Consider the following 26964-nt stretch of genomic DNA (forward strand, 5'->3'; position numbering starts at 1 on the left):
GACGCCGCGGCTTTGCCGCGGCCGCGGTGATCTGGCAACTGACCCAGGTGTTCTGGGTTGGCGGCCTGTGGATGTTGCATTTCGGTTTGCTGCCGGCGTTGGGCAAGATTGGCCTGGCGCCGCTGCTGATCGAGGATATCGGCAGCCTGATGGCATCGTTGCTGGTCGCGTTTGCGGCGTTTTGCGCAGGCGTGCAGGCATTGGTGCTGATGCAGGCTCAGGGCCTGGCCAGTCTGTGGCGGGATATGCGGGGGCAATTGCTGTCGATGGCGATGCTGGCGTGCGTGGTGTATTTCGCCTTGCGCGTGGGCATGCCGGAGGAGTTGCGCTGGCAGCTGTTCTGCTACCTGGTGCTGGGCCTGACCGGCCTGCTGCTGGTCATGCAACCCGTGCCGGGCAGGGCGCGCAAGGCGCGCCACTGACCGCGGCGAACATCACTTGTAACGGTGGATGTTCGACAGCTGTTTGTTCGGCTGTGGATTGCGGCGATAGATCAGCGCCTTCTTGCCGATGGTCTGTACCAGTTCGGCGCGGCCGGCCTTGCACAGCGCGGCGATTGCGGCGGCACGTTCTTCGCGGTCTTCGGAGCGAATTTCGACCTTGATCAGCTCGTGATCGGCCAGGGCGCGTTCGAGTTCGGCGATAACCCCTTCAGTCAGCCCATTGCCTGCCACAATCAGAACTGGTTTCAGATCGTGGCCAATGGATTTGTACTGTTTCTTCTGCTCGTTATTGAGCGGCATAATCTGACCCTTTGTCTGATTCTGTAAAAATGGCGGCCATTTTACCCGAGGGCCCGTGGATCCGCCCAGTTAATCACGACCCTTATCATCGAGGTGCCCAATGGCGCGTTCCAAGACAAGCCTTGGCTGGCTGAAAGAACACTTCAACGATCCTTACGTTAAAAAAGCGCAAAAGGATGGTTATCGCTCGCGTGCGAGCTATAAATTGCTGGAAATCCAGGAAAAGTACCGGATTATCCGCCCCGGCATGAGCGTCGTCGATCTTGGCGCGGCACCGGGTGGCTGGTCGCAGGTGACCAGTCGTCTGATCGGCGGTCAGGGCCGTTTGATCGCCTCCGATATCCTCGAAATGGACAGCATTCCCGACGTTACCTTCATCCAGGGCGACTTTACCCAGGACGAAGTGCTGGCGCAGATTCTCGAAGCAGTGGGTAATTCACACGTAGACCTTGTGATTTCCGATATGGCCCCCAATATGAGTGGTACGCCTGCCGTGGATATTCCCAAGGCCATGTTTCTCTGTGAGCTGGCCCTTGATCTGGCGACTCGGGTACTCAAGCCGGGTGGTGATTTTTTGATCAAGATTTTCCAGGGCGAAGGGTTTGACGTATACCTCAAGGACGCTCGTCAGAAATTCGACAAGGTCCAGATGCTCAAGCCTGATTCTTCGCGGGACCGCTCCCGCGAGCAGTACTTGCTGGCGCGGGGGTATCGCGGCGAGTAGGGGCGTCAGGCCGGCGGCTTCCAGGGTATCCGATAGTTTTTTCCAATCGGCTCTCCTGCCTGACCTGGATGTACTTCGTGTAGTCTAGGTTTCACAAAGGGTTACAGACGGCGCCTGCAGATGTGTAGGTTATGTAGTAAGTTAAGCCGGTGAATATCATGCGAGGCACGGCTGCGCCGTCAGCCGGCTTCAGAGGGTAGCTAATTGAACGATATGGCAAAGAACTTGATCCTGTGGTTGATCATCGCGGCTGTCCTGGTGACGGTGATGAACAACTTCTCCAGCCCGAATGAGCCGCAGACCCTCAACTATTCCGACTTCATTCAGCAGGTCAAGGATGGCAAGGTCGAGCGCGTTGCGGTCGACGGCTACGTCATTACCGGTAAACGCACCGATGGCGACAGCTTCAAGACCATCCGTCCGGCCATTCAGGACAACGGCCTGATCGGTGATCTGGTCGACAACCACGTCGTGGTTGAAGGCAAGCAGCCAGAGCAACAGAGCATCTGGACCCAACTGCTGGTCGCCAGCTTCCCGATCCTGGTCATCATTGCCGTATTCATGTTCTTCATGCGCCAGATGCAGGGCGGCGCCGGTGGCAAGGGCGGGCCGATGAGCTTCGGCAAGAGCAAGGCGCGCCTGCTCTCCGAAGACCAGGTAAAAACTACCCTGGCCGACGTTGCCGGTTGCGACGAAGCTAAAGAAGAAGTCGGCGAGCTGGTTGAGTTCCTGCGCGATCCGGGCAAATTCCAGCGCCTGGGCGGTCGTATTCCGCGCGGCGTGCTGATGGTCGGCCCGCCAGGTACCGGTAAAACCCTGCTGGCCAAGGCCATTGCCGGTGAAGCCAAGGTGCCGTTCTTCACCATCTCCGGTTCCGACTTCGTCGAGATGTTTGTTGGTGTCGGTGCCAGCCGTGTTCGCGACATGTTCGAGCAGGCCAAGAAGCACGCACCGTGCATCATCTTCATCGACGAAATCGACGCCGTCGGTCGCCATCGTGGCGCCGGCATGGGTGGCGGTCACGACGAGCGCGAGCAGACCCTCAACCAGTTGCTGGTAGAGATGGACGGCTTCGAAATGAACGACGGCATCATCGTCATCGCCGCGACCAACCGTCCGGACGTACTCGACCCGGCGCTGCTGCGTCCAGGCCGTTTCGACCGCCAGGTTGTCGTTGGCCTGCCGGATATCCGCGGTCGTGAGCAGATCCTCAAGGTGCACATGCGCAAGGTGCCGATTGGCGACAACGTCAATCCAGCCGTTATTGCCCGTGGTACCCCGGGCTTCTCCGGTGCCGACCTCGCCAACCTGGTCAACGAAGCCTCATTGTTCGCTGCCCGTGGCGGCAAGCGCGTGGTCGAGATGAAAGAGTTCGAGCTGGCCAAAGACAAGATCATGATGGGCGCCGAGCGCAAGACCATGGTCATGTCCGAGAAAGAGAAGCAGAACACTGCTTATCACGAAGCTGGCCATGCCATTGTCGGTCGCGTCGTGCCCGAGCACGATCCGGTCTACAAAGTGTCGATCATCCCTCGCGGCCGGGCACTGGGTGTAACCATGTTCCTGCCTGAGGAAGACCGTTACAGCCTGTCCAAGCGCGCGCTGATCAGCCAGATCTGCTCGCTGTACGGCGGCCGTATCGCCGAAGAAATGACCCTGGGCTTCGATGGCGTCACCACCGGTGCCTCCAACGACATCATGCGGGCCAGCCAGATTGCCCGCAACATGGTCACCAAGTGGGGGCTGTCGGAAAAACTGGGTCCTTTGATGTATGCCGAAGAAGAGGGCGAGGTGTTCCTCGGTCGCAGCGCCGGCTCCCAGCACGCCAGCGTCTCCGGTGAAACCGCCAAGCTGATCGACTCCGAAGTGCGCAGCATCATTGACCAGTGCTATGCCACGGCCAAGCAGATCCTCACCGAGAACCGCGACAAGCTCGACGCCATGGCCGACGCGCTGATGAAGTACGAGACCATCGATGCCGATCAGATCGACGACATCATGGCCGGTCGCGAGCCACGCGAGCCGCGTGACTGGGAGGGTGGATCAGGCACTCCAGATGCCTCGGCTCCACGCCCAGAGTCGCCGATCGGCGGTCCAGCGGCGCAAGTCTAAGGGCATATATGACCTCACAGCAGTACCCGACCCGGTTGCCTTGCGGCAACCGGGTTCTTGATTTGTCCCGTACCCATGTCATGGGTATCCTCAATATCACCCCCGATTCCTTCTCCGATGGCGGTCGCTTCACCCAGCGTGATGCGGCCTTGCGCCACGCCGAGGCGATGGTGGCTGCCGGCGCAACCCTGGTCGATGTCGGTGGCGAGTCCACTCGCCCAGGCGCTCGCGCGGTGTCGGCACTGGAAGAGCTGGAGCGTGTCGCGCCTATCGTCGAAGCGATCAATCGCGAACTCGATGTGATCATCTCGGTCGATACCTCGACGCCAGCCGTAATCCGCGAGTCGGCCAGGCTTGGTGCCGGGTTGATCAACGATGTGCGCTCGCTCAGTCGTGATGGCGCCCTGGATGCTGCGGCAACCACTGGTTTGCCGGTGTGCCTGATGCACATGCGCGGTGAGCCCGGCGACATGCAGGACGATCCTCAATACCAGGATGTCACCGCCGAGGTGGCGAGCTATCTTGAAGAGCGAATGGCTGCGTGTGCGGCCGTGGGCATCGAGGCCGAACGGATCATCCTTGATCCGGGTTTCGGCTTTGCCAAGACCCTCGGGCACAACCTCAGCCTGTTCAAGCACATGGACGCGCTCTACCGCTTGGGGCGTCCGTTGCTGGTGGGCGTTTCACGCAAGAGCATGATCGGCCTGGCCCTGGGCCGTCCGGTCGGTGAGCGGCTCTATGGCAGCCTGGCCCTGGCTGCGCTGGCGATGACCCAGGGCGCGAGCATACTGCGCGTTCACGATGTCGCCGAAACCGCCGATGTAGTGCGGATGATTGCTGCGGTGCAAGCCGCCGAATAAGAGTGATGGAGCATCTATGAGCAGAAAATATTTTGGTACCGACGGTATTCGTGGCCGTGTCGGCGAATACCCCATCACCCCTGACTTCATGCTCAAGCTCGGCTGGGCGGCTGGCATGGCCTTTCGCAAGCAGGGTGCCTGCCGGGTGTTGGTGGGTAAAGACACGCGCATTTCCGGCTACATGTTCGAGTCGGCTCTGGAAGCAGGCCTTTCCGCCGCCGGCGCCGATGTGATGCTGCTGGGGCCGATGCCGACCCCGGCCATCGCCTACCTGACCCGTACCTTCCATGCCGAAGCGGGCATCGTCATCAGTGCCTCGCACAACCCCCATGACGACAACGGCATCAAGTTCTTCTCCGGCCAAGGCACCAAGCTGCCGGATGAAGTCGAGCTGATGATCGAGGAGTTGCTCGACCAGCCGATGACCGTGGTCGAATCGAGCAAGCTGGGCAAGGTCTCGCGCATCAACGATGCGGCCGGTCGCTACATCGAGTTCTGCAAGAGCAGCGTGCCGAGCAGCACCGATTTCGCCGGCCTCAAGCTGGTGGTCGACTGCGCCCACGGCGCTACCTACAAGGTTGCGCCCAGCGTGTTCCGCGAGCTGGGTGCCGATGTCACCGTGCTATCGGCGCAGCCTGACGGCCTGAACATCAACGAGAACTGCGGCTCGACCCATATCGAGTCGCTGCAGGCGGCGGTGCTGGTTGGTCATGCCGATCTGGGTATTGCCTTCGATGGCGACGGCGATCGGGTGCTGATGGTGGACCACACGGGCACCATCGTCGATGGTGACGAACTGCTGTTCATCATCGCCCGTGACCTGCACGAGCGCGGCAAGCTGCAGGGCGGGGTGGTGGGTACCCTGATGAGTAATCTGGGCCTGGAACTGGCCCTGAAGGACCTGGATATCCCGTTCGTGCGCGCCAAGGTCGGTGACCGCTACGTGATGGCCGAGCTGCTGGAGCGCGATTGGGTGATCGGTGGCGAGAACTCCGGGCACGTGGTGTGCTGCAACCACACCACCACCGGTGATGCGATCATCGCCGCGCTGCAGGTGCTGATGGCCCTCAAGCGCCGTGAGGAAACCCTCGCCCAGGCTCGCCAGGCCCTGCGCAAATGCCCGCAGGTGCTGATCAATGTGCGCTTCGGTGCGAGCAAGGTCGACCCGCTTGAGCATCCGGCCGTTCAGGAAGCCAGTGCCAAGGTTACCGAGGCCCTGGCCGGTCGTGGCCGTGTGCTGCTGCGCAAGTCCGGGACAGAGCCTCTGGTGCGGGTAATGGTCGAAGGCGAGGACGAAAGTCAGGTGCGCGGCCACGCCGAAGCCCTGGCAAAACTGGTAAGTGAAGTTTGCGTTTGAAATAGGCTTGCCAGAGGTGATCGGGTTGGGTAACATCTGCGCCCTCTTTGACCGACGAGGTACAGCATGCGTCGCCCTATGGTAGCTGGTAACTGGAAGATGCACGGTACCCGCGCCAGCGTCGCTGAGCTGATCAAGGGCTTGAGTAATCTCGCCCTGCCGAGCGGTGTCGAGGTCGCGGTGTTTCCCCCCGCCCTGTACATCAATCAGGTAATTGATGGCGTACAAGGCAAGGCGATCGCCGTCGGCGCTCAGAATTCTGCGGTACAGCCTGAGCAAGGCGCACTGACCGGTGAGATTGCACCGAGTCAACTGGCCGAGGCAGGTTGCGAGCTGGTACTGATTGGGCACTCCGAACGCCGCCAGATCATTGGCGAGAACGACGAAGTCCTCAATCGCAAGTTCGCTGCGGCACAGGCTTGCGGTTTGAAGCCGGTGCTCTGTGTAGGGGAAACCCTCGAAGAGCGCGAAGCGGGTAAAACGCTTGAGATTGTCGGGCGTCAGCTGGACAGCGTCATCGAAGCGTTCGGTGTCGAAGTCTTCGCCAGTGCGGTGATTGCCTATGAGCCTGTATGGGCCATCGGTACAGGGCTGACGGCCTCGCCACAGCAGGCTCAGGATGTGCATAAAGCCATTCGCGAGCAGCTGGCGGCAAAGAACCCGGAAGTCGCAGCGAATGTGCGGCTTCTATACGGCGGCAGCGTGAAGGCGGCCAATGCGGCTGAACTGTTCGGCATGCCGGATATCGATGGGGGCCTGATTGGTGGGGCTTCCCTGAACGCAGACGAATTCGGTGCAATTTGTCGCGCCGCAGGAAACTGAAAAATGCTGGAAACAGTGATCGTTGTTTTGCATCTGTTGGGCGCGCTGGGTTTGGTAGTGCTGGTGTTGCTGCAACAGGGTAAAGGTGCGGAAGCGGGTGCATCTTTCGGCGCAGGTGCTTCAAATACTGTGTTCGGAAGCCAAGGTTCTGCTACCTTTCTGAGTAAGTTTACTGCTATACTAGCTGCCTCTTTCTTCTTAACTGCTCTTGGGTTAGGATACTTTGCTAAGGAGAAAGCTCACGAGCTGACTCAAGTAGGGTTGCCAGATCCAGCGGTCTTGGAAGTGAAGCAGCAAAAGCCGGCAACAGATGATGTACCGGTGCTCCAGGAGCAGAAGAGCGAAGCCACTAACACTGGCGATGTTCCTCCCGCTCAAGAGCAGAAGTAACGGGTTTCAAAGTAGTATTGCCGAGGTGGTGGAATTGGTAGACACGCAACCTTGAGGTGGTTGTGCCCATAGGGTGTAGGGGTTCGAGTCCCCTTCTCGGTACCAATTGAAACAAGACAGCCCGCTACAGCGGGCTTTCTTGTAGGTGGAGGTTAGATTGACCCTGTCGGGGTTCGGTCGTATACTTTCGCCCCAGCTTTGTCGCGGGGTGGAGCAGTCTGGTAGCTCGTCGGGCTCATAACCCGAAGGTCGTTGGTTCAAATCCAGCCCCCGCAACCAGTTTCAGCGGAGCCCCTTTTGCAGGGGCTTTTTCTTGGCTGAACAGTCATAACGCCGGTATTCAACGGCGTATCAGGGATGGGCGCTTTGCCCATTTTTTATTTGCATAGCATGCACGAGGGGGTTCAGGTGTCGAGCAAGCTAGAACAGTTGCAGGCCTTGTTGGCCCCGGTGGTCGAGGCTCTTGGCTATCAATGCTGGGGGATCGAATTCATCTCTCAAGGCAAACATTCGGTACTGCGTATCTATATCGATAAAGAGGATGGAATCCTGGTTGATGACTGCGCGATTGTCAGTCGTCAAATCAGCGGTGTTCTCGATGTCGAAGATCCGATCAGTTCCGAGTACACCCTTGAAGTGTCCTCTCCTGGCATGGAACGCCCACTGTTCACCTTGGAACAGTTCGCTTCGCATGCCGGTGAACAAGTGAAGATCAAGCTGCGTACGCCCTTTGAAGGTCGTCGTAACTTTCAGGGCCTTCTCCGTGGCGTGGAGGAGCAGGATGTTGTGGTCCAGGTGGATAACAACGAATTCCTGTTGCCGATCGACTCGATCGACAAGGCCAACATTATTCCCAGTTTTGACTGAGACGTGCCGGATCCCGCGGACCGCGCGGATCCAATGGCTTGCGAAAGGCGAGGCGTACGATGAGCAAAGAAGTACTGCTGGTTGTTGAGTCGGTATCCAACGAAAAGGGCGTACCGGCCGGCGTAATTTTTGAAGCGCTGGAAGTGGCCCTGGCCACTGCAACCAAAAAACGTTTTGACGACGAAGTCGACCTGCGTGTGGAAATCAACCGCCACACCGGTAGCTACGAAACCTTCCGTCGCTGGACTGTCGTCGAAGAAAAGGATCTGGACGATCCGGCGATCGAAGTGTGGCCAGCGAAGATTCAGGACACCCATCCTGAAGCCAAGGTCGGTGACGTGATCGAAGAGAAGATCGAGTCGATCGAGTTCGGCCGCATTGCCGCCCAGACCGCCAAGCAAGTCATCGTCCAGAAGGTCCGTGAAGCCGAGCGCGCTCAAGTGGTAGATGCCTACCGCGAGCGTCTGGGCGAGATCATCTCCGGCACCGTCAAGAAGGTCACCCGTGACAACGTCATCGTTGACCTGGGCAACAACGCCGAAGCGTTGCTGGCCCGTGAAGACATCATCTCCCGCGAGACTTTCCGTGTCGGTGTGCGCCTGCGTGCACTGCTCAAGGAAATCCGCACCGAGAACCGCGGCCCGCAGTTGATCCTGTCGCGTACCGCGCCACAGATGCTGATCGAACTGTTCCGCATCGAAGTGCCGGAAATCGCCGAGGGCCTGATCGAAGTCATGGCCGCGTCCCGTGATCCGGGTTCGCGCGCCAAGATCGCCGTGCGCTCCAAGGACAAACGCATCGACCCGCAAGGTGCCTGTATCGGCATGCGCGGTTCGCGTGTCCAGGCGGTGTCCGGTGAACTGGGTGGCGAGCGTGTGGACATCGTCCTCTGGGACGACAACCCTGCACAGTTCGTCATCAACGCCATGTCGCCGGCTGAAGTCGCGGCGATCATCGTCGATGAAGACGCCCACGCCATGGACATCGCCGTGGGTGCCGACAACCTGGCCCAGGCGATTGGCCGTGGTGGCCAGAACGTGCGCCTGGCCAGTCAGTTGACCGGCTGGACCCTGAACGTGATGACCGAATCGGACATCCAGGCCAAGCAGCAAGCTGAAACCGGTGACATCCTGCGCAACTTCATCGACGAGCTGGAAGTCGACGAAGAGCTGGCACAGGTGCTGGTCGATGAAGGCTTCACCAGCCTGGAAGAGATTGCCTACGTACCGCTGGAAGAAATGCTCAACATCGACGGCTTTGACGAAGACATCGTCAACGAGCTTCGTGCTCGCGCCAAGGATCGCCTGTTGACCAAAGCCATCGCTACTGAGGAAAAGCTGGCAGACGCCCATCCGGCCGAAGACCTGCTCTCGCTTGAGGGTATGGACAAGGATTTGGCGATGGAACTGGCGGTGCGCGGCGTAGTTACCCGCGAAGACCTGGCCGAGCAGTCGATTGATGACCTGCTCGACATCGACGGCATCGACCAAGAGCGTGCCGGCAAGTTGATCATGGCCGCCCGAGCCCACTGGTTCGAGTAATTAGGCGCGGCCTGAGGAGAGAAGTGCATGACGCAAGTCACGGTGAAAGAATTGGCCCAAGAGGTCGCTGCACCGGTAGAGCGCCTGCTGCAGCAGATGCGTGAGGCAGGTCTGCCGCACACCGACGCCGGTCAGGTAGTGACCGACAATGAGAAGCAGGCATTGCTGGCTCATTTGAAGAGCAGCCACAAGGCAAAAGTGGAAGAGCCGCGCAAGATCACCTTGCAGCGCAAAACCACCAGCACCCTGCGTGTCGCCGGTAGCAAGAGCATCAGCGTAGAAGTACGCAAGAAGAAAGTATTCGTTCAGCGCAGCCCGGAAGAAATCCAGGCCGAGCAGAAGCGCGAGCTGGAAGAGCGCCGTGCAGCGGAAAACGCTGCCCGCGAAAAGGCCGATGCCGAAGCACGTCAGCGTGCCGAGGAAGAGTCCCGTCGCCAGCCAGCCGCTGCCAACGCCGCACCGGCTGCTGCCGCTGCGCCGGCTCCAGCGCCTGTAATCGAAGCCGCAGCCGCCGATGCTCCGGCACCGGTTGCCGAGCGCAAGAAAGACGACGTGCGTCGCAGCGACAAGTCGCGTGACGACGAGCGTCGTGGCGGCGAGCGCCGTAACGAAGCGCCGCGTGTTTCGGTCAAGGTCAAGGAAAAGGAAAAGGCGCCTACCCCGCGTGCCGCTCCGCGTACCACCGACGAAGAAAGCGATGGCTTCCGTCGTGGTGGCCGTGGCAAGGGCAAGCCGAAGAAGCGCAACGCCCACGGTTTCCAGAACCCGACCGGTCCGGTTATCCGCGACGTGCAGATCGGCGAGACCATCACGGTTTCCGACCTGGCCAACCAGATGTCCGTCAAGGGCGCTGAAGTGGTCAAGTTCATGTTCAAACTGGGCACTCCGGTGACCATCAACCAGGTGCTCGACCAGGAGACAGCTCAGCTGATCGCCGAAGAGCTGGGCCACAAGGTCACCCTGGTCAGCGACACCGCCCTGGAAGATTCCCTGGCCGAGTCGTTGAAGTTCGAAGGCGAGACCTTCTCCCGTGCACCAGTCGTGACTGTAATGGGCCACGTTGACCACGGTAAGACCTCGCTGCTCGACTACATCCGTCGTGCCAAGGTTGCTGCTGGCGAAGCCGGTGGTATTACCCAGCACATCGGTGCGTACCACGTGGAAACCGACCGCGGCATGGTCACCTTCCTCGACACCCCTGGCCACGCCGCGTTTACCGCCATGCGTGCCCGTGGTGCCAAGGCGACCGACATCGTGATCCTGGTGGTTGCGGCGGACGACGGCGTGATGCCGCAAACCCGCGAAGCGGTCCAGCACGCCAAGGCTGCCGGTGTTCCGCTGGTGGTTGCGGTGAACAAGATCGACAAGCCAGGTGCCGACCTCGATCGCATCCGTAACGAACTGGCCGTCGAAGGCGTCACTTCCGAGGACTGGGGTGGAGATACTCCGTTCGTCAAGGTGTCGGCGAAGATGGGTACCGGTGTCGACGAACTGCTCGAAGCGGTCCTGCTGCAAGCCGAGATCCTCGAACTCAAGGCCACTCCATCGGCCCCGGGTCGTGGTGTGGTAGTTGAATCGCGTCTGGACAAGGGCCGTGGCCCGGTGGCTACCGTACTGGTTCAGGACGGTACCCTGCGTCAGGGCGACATGGTCCTGTGCGGTTCGAACTACGGTCGCGTACGGGCCATGCTCGACGAGAACGGCAAGCCTGTTAAGGAAGCCGGCCCGTCGATCCCGGTCGAGATCCTCGGCCTGGATGGCACTCCGGACGCCGGTGACGAGCTGTCGGTAGTGGCTGACGAGAAGAAAGCCCGTGAAGTTGCCCTGTTCCGTCAAGGCAAGTTCCGCGAGGTCAAACTGGCTCGCGCTCACGCTGGCAAACTCGAGAACATCTTCGAGAACATGGGCCAGGAAGAGAAGAAGACCCTCAACATCGTGCTCAAGTCCGATGTTCGTGGTTCTCTCGAGGCCCTGCAGGGCTCCCTGAGCGGCCTGGGCAACGACGAAGTACAGGTTCGGGTGATTGGCGGCGGTGTCGGTGGTATCACCGAGAGCGATGCCAACCTGGCCCTGGCGTCCAATGCAGTACTGTTCGGCTTCAACGTGCGTGCCGATGCCGGCGCGCGCAAGATCGTCGAGCAGGAAGGTCTGGATATGCGTTACTACAACGTGATCTACGACATCATTGAAGACGTCAAGAAAGCCCTGACCGGCATGCTCGGCAGCGATGTTCGCGAGAACATCCTGGGTATCGCCGAAGTGCGTGACGTGTTCCGTTCGCCGAAGTTCGGCGCCATCGCCGGCTGCATGGTCGTCGAGGGTGTGGTCTACCGCAACCGTCCGATCCGCGTACTGCGCGAGGACGTGGTGATCTTCGAAGGCGAGCTGGAATCGCTGCGTCGCTTCAAGGACGATGCGTCCGAAGTACGTGCCGGCATGGAATGCGGTATCGGCGTCAAGAGCTACAACGACGTCAAGGTCGGCGACAAGATCGAAGTCTTCGAGAAAGTCCAAGTGGCTCGTACGCTCTAAGCCGCGAGCATGGGAACCGCCAATCGCCCGCCCCAGGGCGCCGCTTGGCGGCTCTGAACGCAACGCCCGGTCCGGCTCTAGCCTGGCCGGGCGTTTGCCGCTTTAGTTACAGGTAGCAAAAATGGCAAAAGAATATAGCCGTACCCAACGCATCGGCGATCAGATCCAGCGCGAGCTGGCCCAGTTGATCCGTCGTGAAGTCAAGGACCCGCGCGTCGGCGTGGTCACCATTACCGCTGTGGATGTCAGCCGCGATGTCGGCCATGCCAAGGTGTTCATCACCTCGATGGGCCAGGAAGGCGCGGAAGACATCAAGCAGACCCTCAAGGTGCTCAACGGCGCGGCCAGTTTCCTGCGCGTGCACCTGGGCAAGGAAATGCAACTGCGCAGTGTGCCGCAACTGCATTTCCACTATGACGAAAGCATCAGTCGCGGTGCCCACCTGTCGGCCCTGATCGAGCGCGCCGTCGCCGAAGACAAGCTGCACCAGGCTGCCGACACGCCCCTGGACACCAAGGAGTAAGCGGTGGCTCAGGTCAAGCGTATCCGTCGTAACGTCAGCGGCATCATCCTGCTCGACAAGCCGTTGGGGTTCACCTCCAACGCTGCCCTGCAGAAGGTCCGCTGGCTGCTCAATGCCGAAAAGGCCGGGCACACCGGCAGCCTCGATCCACTGGCCAGCGGCGTGCTGCCGCTGTGCTTCGGTGAGGCGACCAAGTTCTCGCAATACCTGCTCGATTCCGACAAGGGCTACGAGACGGTCATGCAACTGGGTCAGACCACCACCACGGGCGATGCCGAAGGTGAAGTGCTGAAAACCCGTGAGGTGACCGTTGGTCGCGCCGATATCGAAGCGGTTTTGCCACAATTTCGTGGTCAAATCAGTCAGATACCACCGATGTACTCGGCCCTCAAGCGTGACGGCCAGCCGCTGTACAAGCTTGCCCGTGCAGGTGAAGTAGTGGAGCGCGAGGCGCGTTCTGTTACTATTAACCGCTTGGAATTGCTCGAGTGCGAAGGCACCCGTGTCCGGTTGTCGGTCGGCTGCAGCAAAGGCACCTACATCCGCACCCTGGTCGAGGACATCGGCGAGGTGCTCGGTTGCGGAGCCTATGTCGCTGAACTGCGTCGTACGCACGCCGGTCCTTTCGAGCTGGCCCAGACCGTGACCCTCGAAGAACTCGAAGCGGTCCACGCCGAAGGTGGCAACGAAGCGGTCGATCGTTTCCTGATGCCATCGGACAGCGGTCTGCTGGACTGGCCACTGTTGCAGTTCTCCGAGCACAGTGCGTTCTACTGGCTCAATGGTCAGCCGGTCAGAGCCCCCGACGCGCCGAAGTTCGGCATGGTCCGGGTACAGGATCACAACGGTCGCTTCATCGGCATCGGTGAAGTGAGCGAAGACGGGCGCATCGCGCCGCGTCGCTTGATTCGGTCAGAATGATCGAAACCTTCAGTGTCAGGCCCAGGCCTGGCACTGGTGGTAAAGAGGATGGCTGTTAATAGGCACGGTCACGCCTCACTTTATGAATACAGGGAGCAGTCCCTGGCCTATTGGAAGCCGTTTGTTCGGTTTCCCTTGATTTGGAGAAGCCAGATGGCACTCAGCGTTGAAGAAAAAGCAAAGATCGTTGGCGAATACCAGCAAGCCGCCGGTGACACCGGTAGCCCGGAAGTACAGGTTGCTCTGCTGACCGCCAACATCAACAAGCTGCAAGGCCACTTCAAGGCCAACGGCAAAGACCACCACTCCCGTCGTGGTCTGATCCGCATGGTTAACCAGCGTCGCAAGCTGCTGGACTACCTGAAAGGCAAGGACACCACCCGTTACAGCGCCCTGATCGGTCGTCTGGGTCTGCGTCGCTAATAGCGGCCTGGCCAGTGGTGTGCACGGCGTGCTGCAGTCACCGCACGGAGCCTTTGGCCCCCGTGTCGGTGAGCACGCCTTGCCTATCTATGAGGTTGGCTGTCTGTCTCGCCTGAGCGGTTTACCGCGAGGGCAGGGCAGGCTCCCAACCTCTAGTTTTATCTGGACCGCCAACAGGGCCGATTCCCTGTTCTGCCCAAGAATTCGCAAGAACCCGTTCCCCCAGAGCCACTGAAAAAGGTAGGAAACCGTGAACCCGGTAATCAAGAAATTCCAGTTCGGTCAATCGACCGTTACCCTCGAGACGGGCCGTATTGCTCGTCAAGCGTCCGGCGCCGTATTGGTCACCGTCGACAACGATGTCACCGTACTGGTGACCGTGGTCGGTGCCAAACAGGCCGATCCAGGCAAAGGCTTCTTCCCCCTGTCCGTTCACTATCAGGAAAAGACCTACGCCGCCGGCAAGATCCCTGGTGGTTTCTTCAAGCGTGAAGGCCGTCCTTCCGAGAAAGAGACCCTGACCTCGCGTCTGATCGACCGTCCGATCCGTCCGCTGTTCCCGGAAGGCTTCATGAACGAAGTGCAGGTTGTCTGCACCGTCGTTTCCACCAGCAAGAAGACCGATCCGGACATCGCTGCGATGATCGGTACCTCGGCTGCCCTGGCCATCTCCGGCATTCCGTTCGAAGGCCCGATCGGCGCCGCTCGCGTTGCTTTCCACGAAAGCACCGGCTACCTGCTGAACCCGACCTACGAGCAACTGGCTGCCTCGAGCCTGGACATGGTCGTTGCCGGTACCTCCGACGCCGTACTGATGGTTGAATCGGAAGCCAAAGAGCTGACCGAAGACCAGATGCTGGGCGCCGTACTGTTCGCCCACGACGAATTCCAGGCTGTGATCCAGGCTGTCAAAGAGCTGGCCGCCGAAGCTGCCAAGCCGACCTGGGACTGGACTGCCAAGGCCGAGAACACCCCTCTGCTGAGCGCCATCCGTGGCGAATTCGGTGCTGCGGTTTCCGACGCCTACACCATCACCGTCAAGGCTGACCGTTACGCTCGCCTGGGCGAACTGCGCGAGCAAGTGATCGCCCAGTTCTCCGGTGAAGAAGGCCAACCTTCGGCTTCCGAAGTCAAAGAAATCTTCGGCGAAATCGAATACCGCACCGTTCGCGAAAACATCGTCAACGGCAAGCCACGTATCGACGGCCGCGACACCAAGACCGTACGTCCGCTGAACATCGAAGTCGGCGTACTGCCAAAGACCCACGGTTCGGCGCTGTTCACCCGTGGCGAAACCCAGGCCCTGGTCGTTGCGACCCTGGGTACTGCCCGTGACGCCCAGCTGCTGGATACCCTCGAAGGCGAGAAGAAAGACCCCTTCATGCTGCACTACAACTTCCCGCCGTTCTCGGTCGGCGAGTGTGGTCGCATGGGCGGTGCTGGCCGTCGCGAAATCGGTCACGGCCGTCTGGCCCGCCGTTCGGTCCAGGCCATGCTGCCTGCTGCCGACGTGTTCCCGTACACCATCCGCGTTGTTTCGGAAATCACCGAATCCAACGGTTCCAGCTCGATGGCTTCGGTCTGTGGTGCATCCCTGGCACTGATGGACGCTGGTGTGCCGATGAAGGCGCCGGTTGCCGGTATCGCCATGGGCCTGGTTAAAGAAGGCGAGAAATTCGCCATTCTGACCGACATCCTCGGTGACGAAGACCACCTGGGCGACATGGACTTCAAGGTAGCCGGTACCGCCAAAGGTGTTACCGCGCTGCAGATGGACATCAAGATCAACGGCATCACCGAAGAGATCATGGAAATCGCCCTGGGCCAGGCCCTGGAAGCGCGCCTGAACATCCTCGGCCAGATGAACCAGATCATTGGTCAGTCCCGTAGCGAACTGTCGGAAAACGCTCCGACCATGATCGCCATGAAGATCGACACCGACAAGATCCGTGACGTCATCGGTAAAGGCGGCGCGACCATCCGTGCCATCTGCGAAGAAACCAAGGCTTCGATCGACATCGAAGACGACGGTTCGATCAAGATCTTCGGTGAGACCAAAGACGCCGCTGAAGCTGCTCGCCAGCGCGTTCTGAGCATCACTGCCGAGGCCGAGATCGGCAAGATCTACGTCGGTAAGGTTGAGCGCATCGTCGACTTCGGTGCCTTCGTCAACATCCTGCCTGGCAAGGACGGTCTGGTTCACATCTCGATGCTGAGCGATGCTCGCGTCGAGAAAGTGACCGACATCCTCAAAGAAGGCCAGGAAGTTGAAGTACTGGTACTGGACGTGGACAACCGCGGCCGTATCAAGCTGTCGATCAAGGACGTTGCCGCTGCCAAGGCATCGGGCGTCTAAGACCGCCGCTTAAGAAAAAGGACCCTTCGGGGTCCTTTTTTTATGCCTGCAGAAATTGTCTTGCGGACTTGCATCTTGCATGCAGGATTTTGCCACTGCTTGCAAAATGCACGATCCAGTTTTTTGCTTGATTAGATAAGCTACTGTTTTATAAGGAGAAAATTATTCACAAAAGCTGGCACAGGCCCTGCAATAGTATTCATACCCCTGCTGCCAGGACTTACGGCGCAGACTTTTCGAAAAACAGGAGTGTCTCGTATGAAGAAGTTCGCTATTGCTGCCGCTACTGCCACCGCCCTGACCCTGACCCTGGCTAACGCGGCGTTTGCCCAACAGCCTTCCCAGGCTCCGCTGACCGTTGCTGCTGGTGAAGTTACCAAAGCAAAAGAAGCGACCTCCGACACCTGGATCACCACCAAGGTCAAAGCTGACCTGATGACCGAGAAAGGCATTCCGGGTACCGACATCAAGGTCGAAACCAACAAAGGCGTGGTCTCCCTGTCTTCCGAGGTTGCCGTGACCGATTCGCAGAAAGACATGGCGGTCGCTATCGCCAAAAAAATCAAAGGCGTTCAAGCCGTCTCGGCTGATGGCCTGAAAAGCAACTAAGGCGTTTGTCCCGACTCGCTGACCCTTACAGGTTCATGCGAAAGACCAAAAGGACTTGGTCACTCAAAGCCCCGGCACTGGTTGCCGGGGCTTCTTTTTTGGGGGAAAGGAGGGGAAGAAGAGGTGGTTATTCCGCGTCCAGATGCAGCGGCGAGATCACTCGGCCATCCGCCTCGGCCTGGCCCAGGCTGGCATCGACGAAGTACACCCGGTCATCCGCCAGCTGGCCTTTATCTACCAGGTAGTCCTTGATACTGCTGGCCCGGGCCTGACCCAACTGACGCAGCAGCAGGGCGCTTTCGCCCCAGGACTTGAGCACGGCATCGCGCAACTGGGTGGTGCGCTGTTCGCGATCGAGTTGTTCCCACTCCGCTGGAGGCTGTTTCTTCATGCGGGTACGGTAGATGCCTTCAAGCATCGCCGGCTTGTCGCCATCCGGCACCTTCAGCTCGGAGGCCTGGGCTGGCACCTTGTCGCCGCGGCGCTGGAGGATCTTGTAGTAGGTACTCTGGTACTCACGCTCCAGGCGCTGCTGGGCAATCAACGGTCCGTCGCTGCTCTGGGCGCTGGTGCCTTCGATCTCCAGGCGCAAGGCAGGGCGCTCTTTGAGCGCCGTCGCCAGCTTGTCCAGGGCGCTTTGCGCATCCGCGCCCAGGTCGCTGGAGCCAGCGGCAAAGGCGACGTTGCCCAGGTCCTGGGAATCGCCGCCGCTGACCAGCCCGCCGATGAACTTGAAGGGCGCCTGGGCCGCGCGCAGCACCAGGTTGCGCAGGGTCTGCCAGACAATCGGCATTACGCTGAACTGCGGGTCATTGAGGTCGCCAGTCACCGGTAGCTCGATGGAGATCTTGCCGTCGGTGTCCTTGAGCAAGGCCACTGCCAGGCGAATCGGCAGGTCCACCGCATCCGGGCTGTCGACCTTCTCACCCAGCTGCAGTTGCTCGACCACTACCTTGTTCTCGGCCTTGAGCTTGCCTTGGGTGATCACGTAGTGCAGGTCGATGTTCAGCCGGCCCTTACGAATGCGAAAGCCGGCGAACTTGCCCGAGTAAGGCGTCAGGGTGGTCAGCTCGACGCGTTTGAAGCTGGTGGCGATGTCCAGGGCGGCCATCGGGTCGAAGGGGTTCAGCGAGCCTTTGATGGTCACCGGTGCATAGCGATCGACCTTGCCCTTGATATCGACCTTGGCAGGTTTCGGCTGACGGTTGTCGATGGTGCCGATCTGGCCGTTGAGCTGCTGGATGGCGGTGGCGAAGTTCGGGGTCAGGCTGAAGTCGGCAAAGTTGGCCGAACCGTCATTGATATCGATTTCACCGATACGGATGCCCAGTGGTTTTTCCGCAGGCGCCTTGGCTTTGGCCGGCGCCTTGGACTGCGCGGTAGCCGGTTGCGGGATCAGCAGGTCATCGACGTTGGTGGTGCGGTCTTCGTTGATCATGAAGCGCGCGTAGGGCTGCTTGAGGGTCACTTTGCCGATGCTCAGGGCGTCACCGTGGCGGTACGACAGACCGTCGAGGTTCAGCTGCTGCCATTTGACGAAGTCGCGATCCTTGATGGTGTCCAGGGTGTGCAGCTGGTTGACCTGGGCCTTGCCGTCAATGCTGAAGGCCAGCGGCTCGGTGCTCTTGAGGTCGACGTTGAGGTCGCTGCCGAGCATGCCGCTGCGCAGTTCCAGGCGGATGTACGGGCTGATGTAGGCCTGGGCGACACGCAGGTCGATGTCCTGGGTGTTGACCTTGAGCTTGGCGCTCACCGGCGCCAGGTTGACCTCACCGGCCGCCTGCAGCTTGCCTTGCTTGCCGACACCGGTGTCGAGCTTGAGGGTGAAGGGCGACTGGTTGAGGCTGTCGAAATTCTGCAGGTCGAGGTTCAGCGGGCCAACCTCGAGGGCGACCGGTTGTTTCTGCGAGCGGTCGGCCAGGTGTACCTGGTAATTGCGCAGTTGCACGTCTTTGAGCAGCACTTGCCATGGCTTGCTCGGTGCCTCGGCGGCGGCCTTTTCCTTGGCATCCGGCTCGGCGGCGGCAGGTTCGGCTTTCTCTTTGGCCGTGGCTTTGGCCGGCTGGCTGGCGAACAGCTTCTGCCAGTCGAGCTGGCCATCGGACTCTACTGCCGCCCAGGTTTCGAGCTTTTCGCTGCGGATCTTGCCAACGGTGACCCGCTGCTTGGCCAGGTCAATCGAGGTTTCGCTGACATCCAGGCGCGCCAGGCGTGCCAGCGGGCGGCCATCCGGTGCCTTGATGGCAAAGGGTGCGATGCTCACCGAGGTGTTGTCCAGCAGCAGCTCGGTTTCCTTGGACAGGTTCAGCTTGTAGTGGGTATCGAGGCTGACCACACCTTCTTCCAGCACCAGCGGCACGGCATCGCGCACATAAGGCCAGAAGGCTTTCATCTTGCCGTCGGTGACCTTCAGGGTGCCTTCGGAGGCGATCGGTACCAGGCTGAAGTTGCCGGCCCAGTCGATGCGCCCGCCCGCCGGACCATTGGCCACCAGGGTCATTTCGGTACTGTCTTCGGGCAGGGTGCTGAGGTTCTTCAGTTCCAGGTTCATCGAGTCGTAGAGAAACTCGATCGGCTCGCTCGGGCGCAGGTCCTGGAAATGCAGGTAGCCTTCGCTGAGCTTGATACTGCCGATGCGCAACGGGAAAGGGTCGCTGGCAGGTTCCTCAGGCTTGGGCTCGCTCGGCGGCAGCTTGAACAGTTGCGTCAGGTTGAGGCTGCCGTCCTTGGCGAACAGCAGCTCGGTACGCGCCTTGTCCAGCTCGACACTGTCCAGGTGCAGGGCACCGCTCCACAGGCTGTTGACTTGCAGGTTGGCGTACAGGCGTTCGAAGCCGACCTGCTCTTTGCCCGGCTCGCCGATCTGCAGGCCCCAGAGGGTCAGTTCGAGGCTGAACGGGTTGAGCTCGATCCGCTGCAGGTGCGCCGGCACCGTGGCGTAACTGGCCAGTTGCTGGTTGGCGATACGCAGGGCAACCCCTGGGAGAATCAGAAAGCCTAGCAGGCTGTACAAGGCCACTGCGGCCAGCATGGCGCCGAGGGCGCGTTTCAATCCTTTGGGCATGTGTGGCGTCGTCTGTCTCGAACGGGAGTGCTTGGAGTATGGCACGTAAAAACGGTTCCGAAGCTACTCCGAAAATTAACGAAATTTTGTTTCAGAGCTGAAGAATCAAGGTCTTCAGTGGCGGCTGGCCATCCTGCGACGGAAAGTCGCCGGCAGGTTTGAGCACTTGCCAGTCGCGTACCGGGCGCCCGGCTTTCTCGGCGCAGCGCAGCACTTGCTCGCGCCAGTCGTCGAGACTGACCTTGGCCAGGTTGTTACAGCAAATCAGTACGCCGTCGTCGGCGGTGCTCAACAGGGCCGGCTTGAGCAGGCTCTGGTAGTCGCGCAGCAGGTCGACGGTGCCGAAGGCGCTCTTGGCCCAGGCCGGCGGGTCGAGGAACACCAGGTCGAACTGGCGCTGCTCCAGGCGCGGATACGGCGGCAGCTTGTGGCCGCGACGCTGGCTGACCGGCAAGCCGGCGAACTGGCGGATCGCCGGAAAGTAATCGGACTGGATAAAGCTCATCGGCAACAGTTGCGGGTTGAGTGCGCCGTTCTCCTTGCCGACCGCCAGGTTGCCTTCGGCGAAGTCCAGGTTGCACACCTCGCGCGCGCCGCCCGCTGCGGCGCTGAGGCCGACGCCGCAGGTATAGGCAAAGAGGTTGAGCACGCTTTTGCCGGCACTGTGCTGCTTGACCCAGCCACGGGCATTGCGCAGGTCGAGGAACAGTAGCGGATCCTGCCCGGCATGGCGGCCACGTACCCGGTAGTTCAGGCCCCATTCGTGACCGACATGATCGGCCAGCGCGGCCTCGCTCGCCTGATACACCGGGTCGCGACGATCGATGCGGCTGTTGCCCTGGGAGCGGTCGTTGTAGACCAACAGCAGTTCCAGGCCCAGGTGCGCTTGCACCGCCGCGTGCAGCTCCAGCAAGGCGCCGGTCTCAAGGCTTTGGTGGAAGCTTTGCACCAGCAACTGCGGGCCGTAGCGGTCGATGGTCAGGCCGCTGGCGCCTTCCTGGCTGCCATGGAACAGGCGATAGCAGTCGGTGCCCTGGGCATGCAGTTCGGCGAGAAGGCCCTGGCGGGCGTCGAGGGCGGCGCGCAGCGCCTGATTCAAGAGGGACATGCACGTGGCCTTGGTTTGCGGACGTGCAGTTTATCAGTTCAGGCCAGGGGAGGGGCCGTTGCAGCCCCTCCCGCAGTGATCAGCGCTCGATCGCCAGGGCCACGCCCTGACCACCGCCGATGCACAGGGTCGCCAGGCCTTTGCTGACGTCACGCTTGATCATTTCATGCAGCAAAGTTACCAGCACCCGACAACCCGAGGCGCCAATCGGGTGCCCCAGGGCAATCGCGCCGCCATTGACGTTGACCTTGCTGGCGTCCCAGCCCAGCTCCTTGCCCACCGACAGGGCCTGGGCGGCAAAGGCTTCGTTGGCCTCGATCAGATCGAGGTCGCTCAACTGCCAGCCGGCCTTGTCCAGGCAGCGGCGGGTGGCGCTGACCGGGCCGATGCCCATGATCGCCGGATCAACCCCGGCGTTGGCATAGGCCTTGATCCGCGCCAGGATCGGCAGGCCCAGCTGTTGCGCCTTGGCCGCACTCATCAGCAGTACCGCTGCCGCACCGTCGTTGAGCGAAGAGGCGTTACCGGCTGTTACCGTGCCGTCTTTCTTGAACGCCGGCTTGAGCTTGCCCAGCGACTCGGCGGTAGTGCCGGCGCGGGGTTGCTCGTCGGTGGCGAAGGCCACCGGCTCGCCCTTGCGCTGCGGAATCAGGATCGGGGTGATTTCGTCGACGAAGCGCCGGGCTTCGATGGCGGCGGCGGCTTTCTGCTGCGAGGTGGCGGCGAAGGCGTCCTGTTCTTCCCGGCTGATGCCGTATTTTTCCACCAGGTTCTCGGCGGTGATGCCCATGTGGTAGTCGTTGAACGCATCCCACAGGCCGTCGCTGATCATGCTGTCGATCAGTGTGCTGTGGCCCATGCGCAGGCCGGTACGGGCACCCGGCATGACGTAGTTGGCCAGGCTCATGTTCTCCTGGCCGCCGGCGATGATCACCTCGGCATCGCCGCAGCGAATTGCCTGGGTCGCCAGGTGCAGGGCCTTGAGGCCCGAGCCGCAGACCTTGTTCAGGGTCATGGCCGGTACCGCGTGGGGCAGGCCGGCCTTGATCGCGGCCTGACGCGCCGGGTTCTGCCCGGCACCGGCGGTCAGTACCTGGCCGAGGATGACTTCATCGACCAGTTCGGCATCGATGCCGGTCTGGGTCAGCAACTGGCGGATCACCGCAGCGCCGAGGTCGACGGCAGGAATGTTGGCCAGCGCCCCCTGGTAGCTCCCGACAGCAGTACGGGTGGCGGCAACGATTACGACATCTTGCATGGCGCGGGTCCTCACTCTTATTGGATTTGGCGTCAGAACGGTTCAGGCCCCAGGGCCTGGATAGACCGGCATGGTGGCATAGATGAGCGGGCGAGGGCTATTGGCGTACCGCTCAGGCGATTCCCATACGTCGCCGGGCGCGATGGGCCGAGCCGTCGCGCATGGCCCAGCGCAGCACCGGAGCAGTGCTGTGGATGCCCAGGCGAATCAATCGGCGTTGCAGCGGGTTCTGGCCCAGCTCGAGCATCGCGCTGGCCCATTCCGGCAGCAGGTCGATACCGGCGCGCAGCATCAAGGCGCCGACCGGTTGCGCCAGGCGGCTGGGCGCCGGCGCGTCGAGCAGCACCTGCACCACTTCATGGCTGCGCGCGTCGCACAGCAGTTGCGGGCGCATGGCCTGCAGGTAGTCGGCAATTTGCTGGCGTGAGCGCGGCACGTTGCGCGCGCCCAGGCGCTCGGCGATCAGGGCGATCTCGGCGTAGTAGGCGTCCTGTTCGGTGACCGGCATCTGCGGGTTGCGGTAGCGCATGTGGGCGGCAAGAAAGCTGCTGACCTCGGCCACATGCACCCAGGTCAGCAGGTCCGGGTCGCTGGCGGCATAGGGCCGGCCATCGGCAGCGCTGCCGACCACCTGCAGGTGAATGGTGCGCACTTTTTCGATCAGCCAGTTGGCATCCCGGCTCGAACCAAAGGTGGTGCCGGAGATGAACTGGCTGGTGCGGCGCAAGCGGCCGAGCAGGTCCTGGCGAAAGTTGGAATGATCCCATACGCCAGCCAGCGCCAGCGGGTGCAGCAACTGCAGGAGCAGGGCACTGATGCCGCCGATCAGCATGCTCGGGAAGTCGCCGTGCACACGCCAGCTGAGGCTGTCCGGGCCGAACAGACCGGGGTCGCCCTTGGGGTTTTCCAGGTCGAGCTGACCCAGGGACAAGCCGGTCAGGCTCATCACCTGGGTTTCGATACGGCGGCGAATCGCTTCCATGGTTACCTTGTGTTCAAGGCAGCCGATCAGCGCTGCCGCTTAAGTGTTCAGGCGTTTGTCGATCAGGCCCTGGACCACGCTCGGGTCGGCCAGGGTCGAGGTATCGCCGAGGCTGTCGAGCTCGTTGCAGGCGATCTTGCGCAGGATGCGCCGCATGATCTTGCCCGAACGGGTCTTGGGCAGTGCCGACGCCCACTGGATCAGCTCGGGTTTGGCGAAGCTGCCAATCTCTTTGCTGACCAGGGCCAGCAGCTGCTGCTTGAGACTGTCGTCCGGGGTCACACCGTTCATGGGCGTGACAAAGGCATAGATGCCTTGGCCCTTGAGATCGTGAGGGTACCCGACAACGGCCGCTTCGGCGATGCTGTCGTGCAGTACCAGAGCGCTTTCCACCTCGGCGGTGCCGATCCGGTGCCCGGAGACGTTGATCACGTCATCGATGCGCCCGGTTATCCACAGGTCGCCGTCTGCGTCGCGGCGCGCACCATCGCCGGTGAAGTAATAGCCCGGCAGCGGCTTGAAGTAGGTATCGATCATCCGCTGCGGATCGCCGTACACGCCGCGGATCTGCCCAGGCCAGCTGGCCTTGATCGCCAGCATGCCGCTGCCGGGGCCTTCGATCAGCTTGCCTTTTTCGTCCAGCAACACCGGTTGCACGCCGAACAGCGGCTGGGTGGCGCACCCGGGCTTGATTCGCCGGGTGCCCACCAGCGGGCTGATCATGATGCCGCCGGTTTCGGTCTGCCACCAGGTGTCGACGATCGGGCAGCGCTTTTCGCCTACGGCCTCGAAGTACCATTCCCAGGCTTCCGGGTTGATTGGCTCTCCGACGCTGCCGAGCAGGCGCAGGCTCTTGCGCGAGGTGCCCGCCAACGGGCCCTGGCCTTCGCGCATCAGCGCGCGCAGGGCGGTGGGCGCGGTGTAGAAGATATTGACCTGGTGCTTGTCGACCACCTGCCAGAAGCGCGAGGCATCGGGGTAGTTGGGCACGCCTTCGAACATCAGGGTAATTGCACCGTTGGCCAGCGGCCCGTAGACGATATAGCTGTGGCCGGTCACCCAGCCGACATCGGCGGTGCACCAGAACACCTCGCCCTCGCGGTAATCGAACACGGTCTTGAAGGTCAGCGCTGCCTGCAGCAGGTAGCCGGCGGTGGTGTGCAGTACGCCCTTGGGTTTGCCGGTGCTGCCGGAGGTATAGAGGATGAACAGCGGGTCTTCGGCGTCCATCGGCTCGGGTGGGCAGTTATCGCTGACCTGCTTGATCGCTTCGTGGTACCAGAGATCGCGGCCTTCGCTACAGTCGATCTTGCCGCCAGTACGCTTGATCACCACCACCGTACTGACATCCGGGCAACTGAGCAGGGCCTTGTCGACGTTGTGCTTCAGCGCCACGCTCTTGCCGCCGCGCACGCCTTCATCGGCGGTGATCAGCGTGCGACAGTCGGCGTCGAGAATCCGGTCACGCAGGGCATCCGGCGAAAAGCCACCGAACACCACCGAGTGAATGGCGCCAATACGGCTGCAGGCGAGCATGGCGTAGGCCGCCTCCGGGACCATGGGCATGTAGATGCACACCCGGTCGCCTTTTCTCACCCCGCGCTGCTTGAGTACGTTGGCCAGGCGGCAGACCTGCTGGTGCAGTTCGCGGTAGGTGATGACGCTGGAGTCGGCAGGGTTGTCGCCTTCGCGAATGATCGCCGGTCGATCGCCCCGGGTGGCCAGGTGACGATCGATGCAGTTGTAGCTGACATTGAGTTGCGCGCCCTTGAACCAGGCGGCCTGGCCGGTCTTCATGTCGCTCTGCTGGACCTGGCTCCAGGGCTTGATCCAGTCCAGGGCCTTGGCCTGTTCGCACCAGAAGGTATCCGGGTCGTCGATGGACTGGCGGTACAGGCGCTGGTAGTCGGCCTGGCTCAGTTGCGCCGCTTTGCTGACGGCATCGGCTTGGGGAAAGTCGCTGATATCGAACATGGCGGGGTCCTGTTCTGACGGATTGTTTTTGTCAGGACAGTGTAGCCGCTGCCCCCGGCCGTGTTCGTTCGGCCAGGGGCAGCGCGGGCGGTCAACCGCGGTGACGGCTGCGGAAGAAGTTGATCAGGCCCTGGGTCGAGGCGTCTTCGGCAGGCTCTTCAATGCCGCCGGTCAGGCGCTGGTAGACGCCCTTGCCGAGCTCCTTGCCCAGCTCCACGCCCCACTGGTCGAAGGCGTTGATACCCCAGATGACGCTTTGCACGAATACCTTGTGCTCGTACATCGCCACCAGTGCGCCAAGACGCCGTGGGCTGATGCGCTCGACCACCAGGGTATTGCTCGGGCGGTTGCCCGGAATCACCTTGTGCGGTGCCAGCTTCTGGATCTCGGCTTCGGCCATGCCTTTGTCACGCAGCTCGGCTTCGGCTTCGCTGCGGGTCTTGCCCAGCATCAGTGCCTGGCTCTGCGACAGGCAGTTGGCGTACAGCCACTGGTGATGGTCGGCGACCGGGTTGAAGCTGACCACCGGGACGATGAAGTCGGCCGGAATCAGCTGGGTGCCCTGGTGCAGCAACTGGTGGTAGGCATGCTGGCCGTTGCAACCCACGCCGCCCCAGATGACCGGGCCGGTGTCGTGGTTGACCGGCGTGCCGTCCTGGCGGACGCTCTTGCCGTTGGATTCCATGTCCAGCTGCTGCAGGTGCTTGGTGATGTTACGCAGGTAGTGGTCGTACGGCAGGATCGCGTGGCTTTGCGCGCCCCAGAAGTTGCCGTACCACACGCCGAGCAAGGCCAGCAGCACCGGCATGTTCTGTTCGAACGGCGCGTTCTGGAAGTGCTGGTCCATGGTGTAGGCACCGGACAGCAGTTCCTTGAAGTTGGCGGTACCGATGGCCAGCGCAATCGGCAAGCCGATGGCTGACCACAGCGAGTAACGCCCGCCGACCCAGTCCCACATCGGGAAAATGTTTTCTTCACGGATGCCGAAGGCCACGGCGGCGGCCTTGTTGCTGGAAACAGCGATGAAGTGCTTGTACAGCTCGGCTTCCGAGCCACCCTGGGCCAGGTACCAGGCGCGGGCGGCCTGGGCGTTCTTCAGTGTTTCGAGGGTGTTGAACGACTTGGACGAAACGATGAACAGCGTGGTTTCGGCGCGCAGCTTGGCCGACAGCTCGTGGAACTCGCTGCCGTCGATGTTTGCCAGGTAATGGCAGCGCACGCCGCGCTGGGCGTAAGGCAGCAGGGCTTCGGAGACCAGCTCGGGGCCGAGGAACGAGCCACCGATGCCGATGTTGACCACGTCGGTGATCGGCTTCTCGCTGTAGCCGCGCCACAGGCCATCATGGATGCGGCCAACCAGCTCGGTCACCTGGTTGAGGACCTTGTGCACCTCGGGCATCACGTTGACGCCGTTGACGCTCAGCTTGTCGCCCACCGGGCGGCGCAGGGCGGTATGTAGCGCCGGGCGGCCTTCGGAGGCGTTAAGGATCTCGCCGGCGAACAGGCCCTTGATGGCCTCTTGCAGACCGACCTCGTTGGCCAGGCCCACCAGCAGCTCGCGGGTCTGGGCGTTGATCAGGTTTTTCGAGTAGTCGAGGAACAGCCCGCAGGTGCTCAGGGAGAATTCTTCGAAGCGCTTTGGCTCGGCAGTGAATGCGTCGCGCATGCTGAAGTCCTGCATGGCTTCGCGGTGTTGCTGGAGCGCCTGCCAGGCGGGCAGGGCGGTAACATCATGAGGGGTGCGGTAATACGCCATCGCTGCAGGTTTCCTTATTGCGTGAACTGCCTTGGACACTGA

Annotated in this window: 22 protein-coding genes and 2 tRNA genes; 17 read left to right on the plus strand and 7 right to left on the minus strand. The window is 61.3% G+C overall.

The window, feature by feature from the left end; all coding sequences use genetic code 11:
• Positions 1-26 precede the first annotated feature (26 nt).
• Positions 27-422, plus strand: coding sequence for a hypothetical protein (locus JYG36_RS04440; RefSeq protein ID WP_045199737.1), 396 nt, complete (start codon positions 27-29; stop codon positions 420-422).
• A 12-nt stretch (positions 423-434) separates the two neighbouring features.
• Here JYG36_RS04440 and yhbY read toward each other — a convergent pair whose 3' ends face one another.
• Positions 435-743: a ribosome assembly RNA-binding protein YhbY gene (gene yhbY, locus JYG36_RS04445; protein ID WP_038606752.1), complete on the minus strand. Its 309-nt coding sequence runs from the start codon at positions 741-743 to the stop codon at positions 435-437.
• Between the two features lie 100 nt (positions 744-843).
• Here yhbY and rlmE point away from each other — a divergent pair, with 100 nt between their 5' ends.
• The 16 genes from rlmE (at position 844) to JYG36_RS04525 (ending at position 16780) form a co-directional block, all read left to right on the plus strand.
• Entirely contained in the window at positions 844-1467 is a 624-nt protein-coding gene (gene rlmE / locus JYG36_RS04450; protein WP_010222974.1) for a 23S rRNA (uridine(2552)-2'-O)-methyltransferase RlmE, read from the plus strand.
• Between the two features lie 213 nt (positions 1468-1680).
• Positions 1681-3579 carry an ATP-dependent zinc metalloprotease FtsH gene (gene ftsH, locus JYG36_RS04455; protein WP_038998658.1) on the plus strand — a complete coding sequence of 633 codons (1899 nt, stop codon included), beginning with the start codon at positions 1681-1683 and terminating at the stop codon, positions 3577-3579.
• Between the two features lie 8 nt (positions 3580-3587).
• Positions 3588-4439 (plus strand): dihydropteroate synthase, encoded by an 852-nt coding sequence (gene folP, locus JYG36_RS04460; RefSeq protein WP_213603201.1) that lies wholly within the window; start codon positions 3588-3590, stop codon positions 4437-4439.
• 16 nt (positions 4440-4455) lie between these two features.
• On the plus strand, positions 4456-5796 hold the full coding sequence (glmM, locus tag JYG36_RS04465; protein ID WP_045199725.1) for a phosphoglucosamine mutase: 1341 nt from the start codon (positions 4456-4458) through the stop codon (positions 5794-5796).
• Between the two features lie 66 nt (positions 5797-5862).
• Positions 5863-6618 (plus strand): triose-phosphate isomerase, encoded by a 756-nt coding sequence (tpiA, locus tag JYG36_RS04470; protein ID WP_045199723.1) that lies wholly within the window; start codon positions 5863-5865, stop codon positions 6616-6618.
• A gap of 3 nt (positions 6619-6621) precedes the next feature.
• Complete coding sequence (gene secG, locus JYG36_RS04475; RefSeq protein ID WP_038998663.1) at positions 6622-7008, plus strand: preprotein translocase subunit SecG; 387 nt, start codon at positions 6622-6624, stop codon at positions 7006-7008.
• Positions 7009-7027: 19 nt separating this feature from the next.
• Positions 7028-7113, plus strand: a tRNA-Leu gene (locus JYG36_RS04480).
• Positions 7114-7210: 97 nt separating this feature from the next.
• Positions 7211-7287, plus strand: a tRNA-Met gene (locus JYG36_RS04485).
• 129 nt (positions 7288-7416) lie between these two features.
• Positions 7417-7875, plus strand: coding sequence for a ribosome maturation factor RimP (gene rimP, locus JYG36_RS04490; protein ID WP_045200046.1), 459 nt, complete (start codon positions 7417-7419; stop codon positions 7873-7875).
• 59 nt (positions 7876-7934) lie between these two features.
• Complete coding sequence (gene nusA, locus JYG36_RS04495) at positions 7935-9416, plus strand: transcription termination factor NusA (RefSeq protein WP_010222981.1); 1482 nt, start codon at positions 7935-7937, stop codon at positions 9414-9416.
• A 27-nt stretch (positions 9417-9443) separates the two neighbouring features.
• Positions 9444-11948 (plus strand): translation initiation factor IF-2, encoded by a 2505-nt coding sequence (gene infB / locus JYG36_RS04500; RefSeq protein ID WP_045199720.1) that lies wholly within the window; start codon positions 9444-9446, stop codon positions 11946-11948.
• Between the two features lie 121 nt (positions 11949-12069).
• Positions 12070-12471 carry a 30S ribosome-binding factor RbfA gene (gene rbfA / locus JYG36_RS04505; protein WP_045199718.1) on the plus strand — a complete coding sequence of 134 codons (402 nt, stop codon included), beginning with the start codon at positions 12070-12072 and terminating at the stop codon, positions 12469-12471.
• Positions 12472-12474: 3 nt separating this feature from the next.
• Complete coding sequence (gene truB, locus JYG36_RS04510) at positions 12475-13392, plus strand: tRNA pseudouridine(55) synthase TruB (protein WP_093379306.1); 918 nt, start codon at positions 12475-12477, stop codon at positions 13390-13392.
• Positions 13393-13545: 153 nt separating this feature from the next.
• On the plus strand, positions 13546-13815 hold the full coding sequence (gene rpsO / locus JYG36_RS04515; RefSeq protein ID WP_010222985.1) for a 30S ribosomal protein S15: 270 nt from the start codon (positions 13546-13548) through the stop codon (positions 13813-13815).
• A 250-nt stretch (positions 13816-14065) separates the two neighbouring features.
• Positions 14066-16171 carry a polyribonucleotide nucleotidyltransferase gene (pnp, locus tag JYG36_RS04520; protein WP_093379310.1) on the plus strand — a complete coding sequence of 702 codons (2106 nt, stop codon included), beginning with the start codon at positions 14066-14068 and terminating at the stop codon, positions 16169-16171.
• Between the two features lie 258 nt (positions 16172-16429).
• Positions 16430-16780 carry a BON domain-containing protein gene (locus JYG36_RS04525; RefSeq protein ID WP_045199715.1) on the plus strand — a complete coding sequence of 117 codons (351 nt, stop codon included), beginning with the start codon at positions 16430-16432 and terminating at the stop codon, positions 16778-16780.
• A gap of 127 nt (positions 16781-16907) precedes the next feature.
• Here JYG36_RS04525 and JYG36_RS04530 read toward each other — a convergent pair whose 3' ends face one another.
• The 6 genes from JYG36_RS04530 to pgi form a co-directional block, all read right to left on the minus strand.
• Positions 16908-19844 (minus strand): DUF748 domain-containing protein, encoded by a 2937-nt coding sequence (locus JYG36_RS04530; protein WP_213603202.1) that lies wholly within the window; start codon positions 19842-19844, stop codon positions 16908-16910.
• 91 nt (positions 19845-19935) lie between these two features.
• Complete coding sequence (locus tag JYG36_RS04535; RefSeq protein ID WP_045199711.1) at positions 19936-20952, minus strand: class I SAM-dependent rRNA methyltransferase; 1017 nt, start codon at positions 20950-20952, stop codon at positions 19936-19938.
• Positions 20953-21031: 79 nt separating this feature from the next.
• On the minus strand, positions 21032-22210 hold the full coding sequence (locus tag JYG36_RS04540) for an acetyl-CoA C-acetyltransferase (protein ID WP_213603203.1): 1179 nt from the start codon (positions 22208-22210) through the stop codon (positions 21032-21034).
• Positions 22211-22322: 112 nt separating this feature from the next.
• A complete protein-coding gene (locus JYG36_RS04545; protein ID WP_045199709.1) occupies positions 22323-23192 on the minus strand; it encodes an oxygenase MpaB family protein in 870 nt (289 codons plus the stop codon).
• Positions 23193-23231: 39 nt separating this feature from the next.
• Positions 23232-25166 (minus strand): acetate--CoA ligase, encoded by a 1935-nt coding sequence (gene acs, locus JYG36_RS04550; RefSeq protein WP_213603205.1) that lies wholly within the window; start codon positions 25164-25166, stop codon positions 23232-23234.
• A gap of 91 nt (positions 25167-25257) precedes the next feature.
• Positions 25258-26922 carry a glucose-6-phosphate isomerase gene (gene pgi, locus JYG36_RS04555; protein WP_045199707.1) on the minus strand — a complete coding sequence of 555 codons (1665 nt, stop codon included), beginning with the start codon at positions 26920-26922 and terminating at the stop codon, positions 25258-25260.
• Positions 26923-26964: the final 42 nt, after the last annotated feature.

Source organism: Pseudomonas sp. SORT22 (assembly GCF_018417635.1).
Taxonomy (GTDB): Bacteria; Pseudomonadota; Gammaproteobacteria; order Pseudomonadales; family Pseudomonadaceae; genus Aquipseudomonas.

Coding starts and splice junctions, on each gene's coding strand:
- JYG36_RS04545 (WP_045199709.1), bottom strand. CDS start 23,192: ATGGAAGCGATTCGCCGCCGTATCGAAACCCAGGTGATGAGCCTGACC.
- JYG36_RS04535 (WP_045199711.1), bottom strand. CDS start 20,952: ATGTCCCTCTTGAATCAGGCGCTGCGCGCCGCCCTCGACGCCCGCCAG.
- rbfA (WP_045199718.1), top strand. CDS start 12,070: ATGGCAAAAGAATATAGCCGTACCCAACGCATCGGCGATCAGATCCAG.
- JYG36_RS04530 (WP_213603202.1), bottom strand. CDS start 19,844: ATGCCCAAAGGATTGAAACGCGCCCTCGGCGCCATGCTGGCCGCAGTG.
- glmM (WP_045199725.1), top strand. CDS start 4,456: ATGAGCAGAAAATATTTTGGTACCGACGGTATTCGTGGCCGTGTCGGC.
- infB (WP_045199720.1), top strand. CDS start 9,444: ATGACGCAAGTCACGGTGAAAGAATTGGCCCAAGAGGTCGCTGCACCG.
- folP (WP_213603201.1), top strand. CDS start 3,588: ATGACCTCACAGCAGTACCCGACCCGGTTGCCTTGCGGCAACCGGGTT.
- tpiA (WP_045199723.1), top strand. CDS start 5,863: ATGCGTCGCCCTATGGTAGCTGGTAACTGGAAGATGCACGGTACCCGC.
- JYG36_RS04540 (WP_213603203.1), bottom strand. CDS start 22,210: ATGCAAGATGTCGTAATCGTTGCCGCCACCCGTACTGCTGTCGGGAGC.
- ftsH (WP_038998658.1), top strand. CDS start 1,681: ATGGCAAAGAACTTGATCCTGTGGTTGATCATCGCGGCTGTCCTGGTG.
- secG (WP_038998663.1), top strand. CDS start 6,622: ATGCTGGAAACAGTGATCGTTGTTTTGCATCTGTTGGGCGCGCTGGGT.
- rlmE (WP_010222974.1), top strand. CDS start 844: ATGGCGCGTTCCAAGACAAGCCTTGGCTGGCTGAAAGAACACTTCAAC.
- yhbY (WP_038606752.1), bottom strand. CDS start 743: ATGCCGCTCAATAACGAGCAGAAGAAACAGTACAAATCCATTGGCCAC.
- JYG36_RS04525 (WP_045199715.1), top strand. CDS start 16,430: ATGAAGAAGTTCGCTATTGCTGCCGCTACTGCCACCGCCCTGACCCTG.
- acs (WP_213603205.1), bottom strand. CDS start 25,166: ATGTTCGATATCAGCGACTTTCCCCAAGCCGATGCCGTCAGCAAAGCG.
- pgi (WP_045199707.1), bottom strand. CDS start 26,922: ATGGCGTATTACCGCACCCCTCATGATGTTACCGCCCTGCCCGCCTGG.
- nusA (WP_010222981.1), top strand. CDS start 7,935: ATGAGCAAAGAAGTACTGCTGGTTGTTGAGTCGGTATCCAACGAAAAG.
- rpsO (WP_010222985.1), top strand. CDS start 13,546: ATGGCACTCAGCGTTGAAGAAAAAGCAAAGATCGTTGGCGAATACCAG.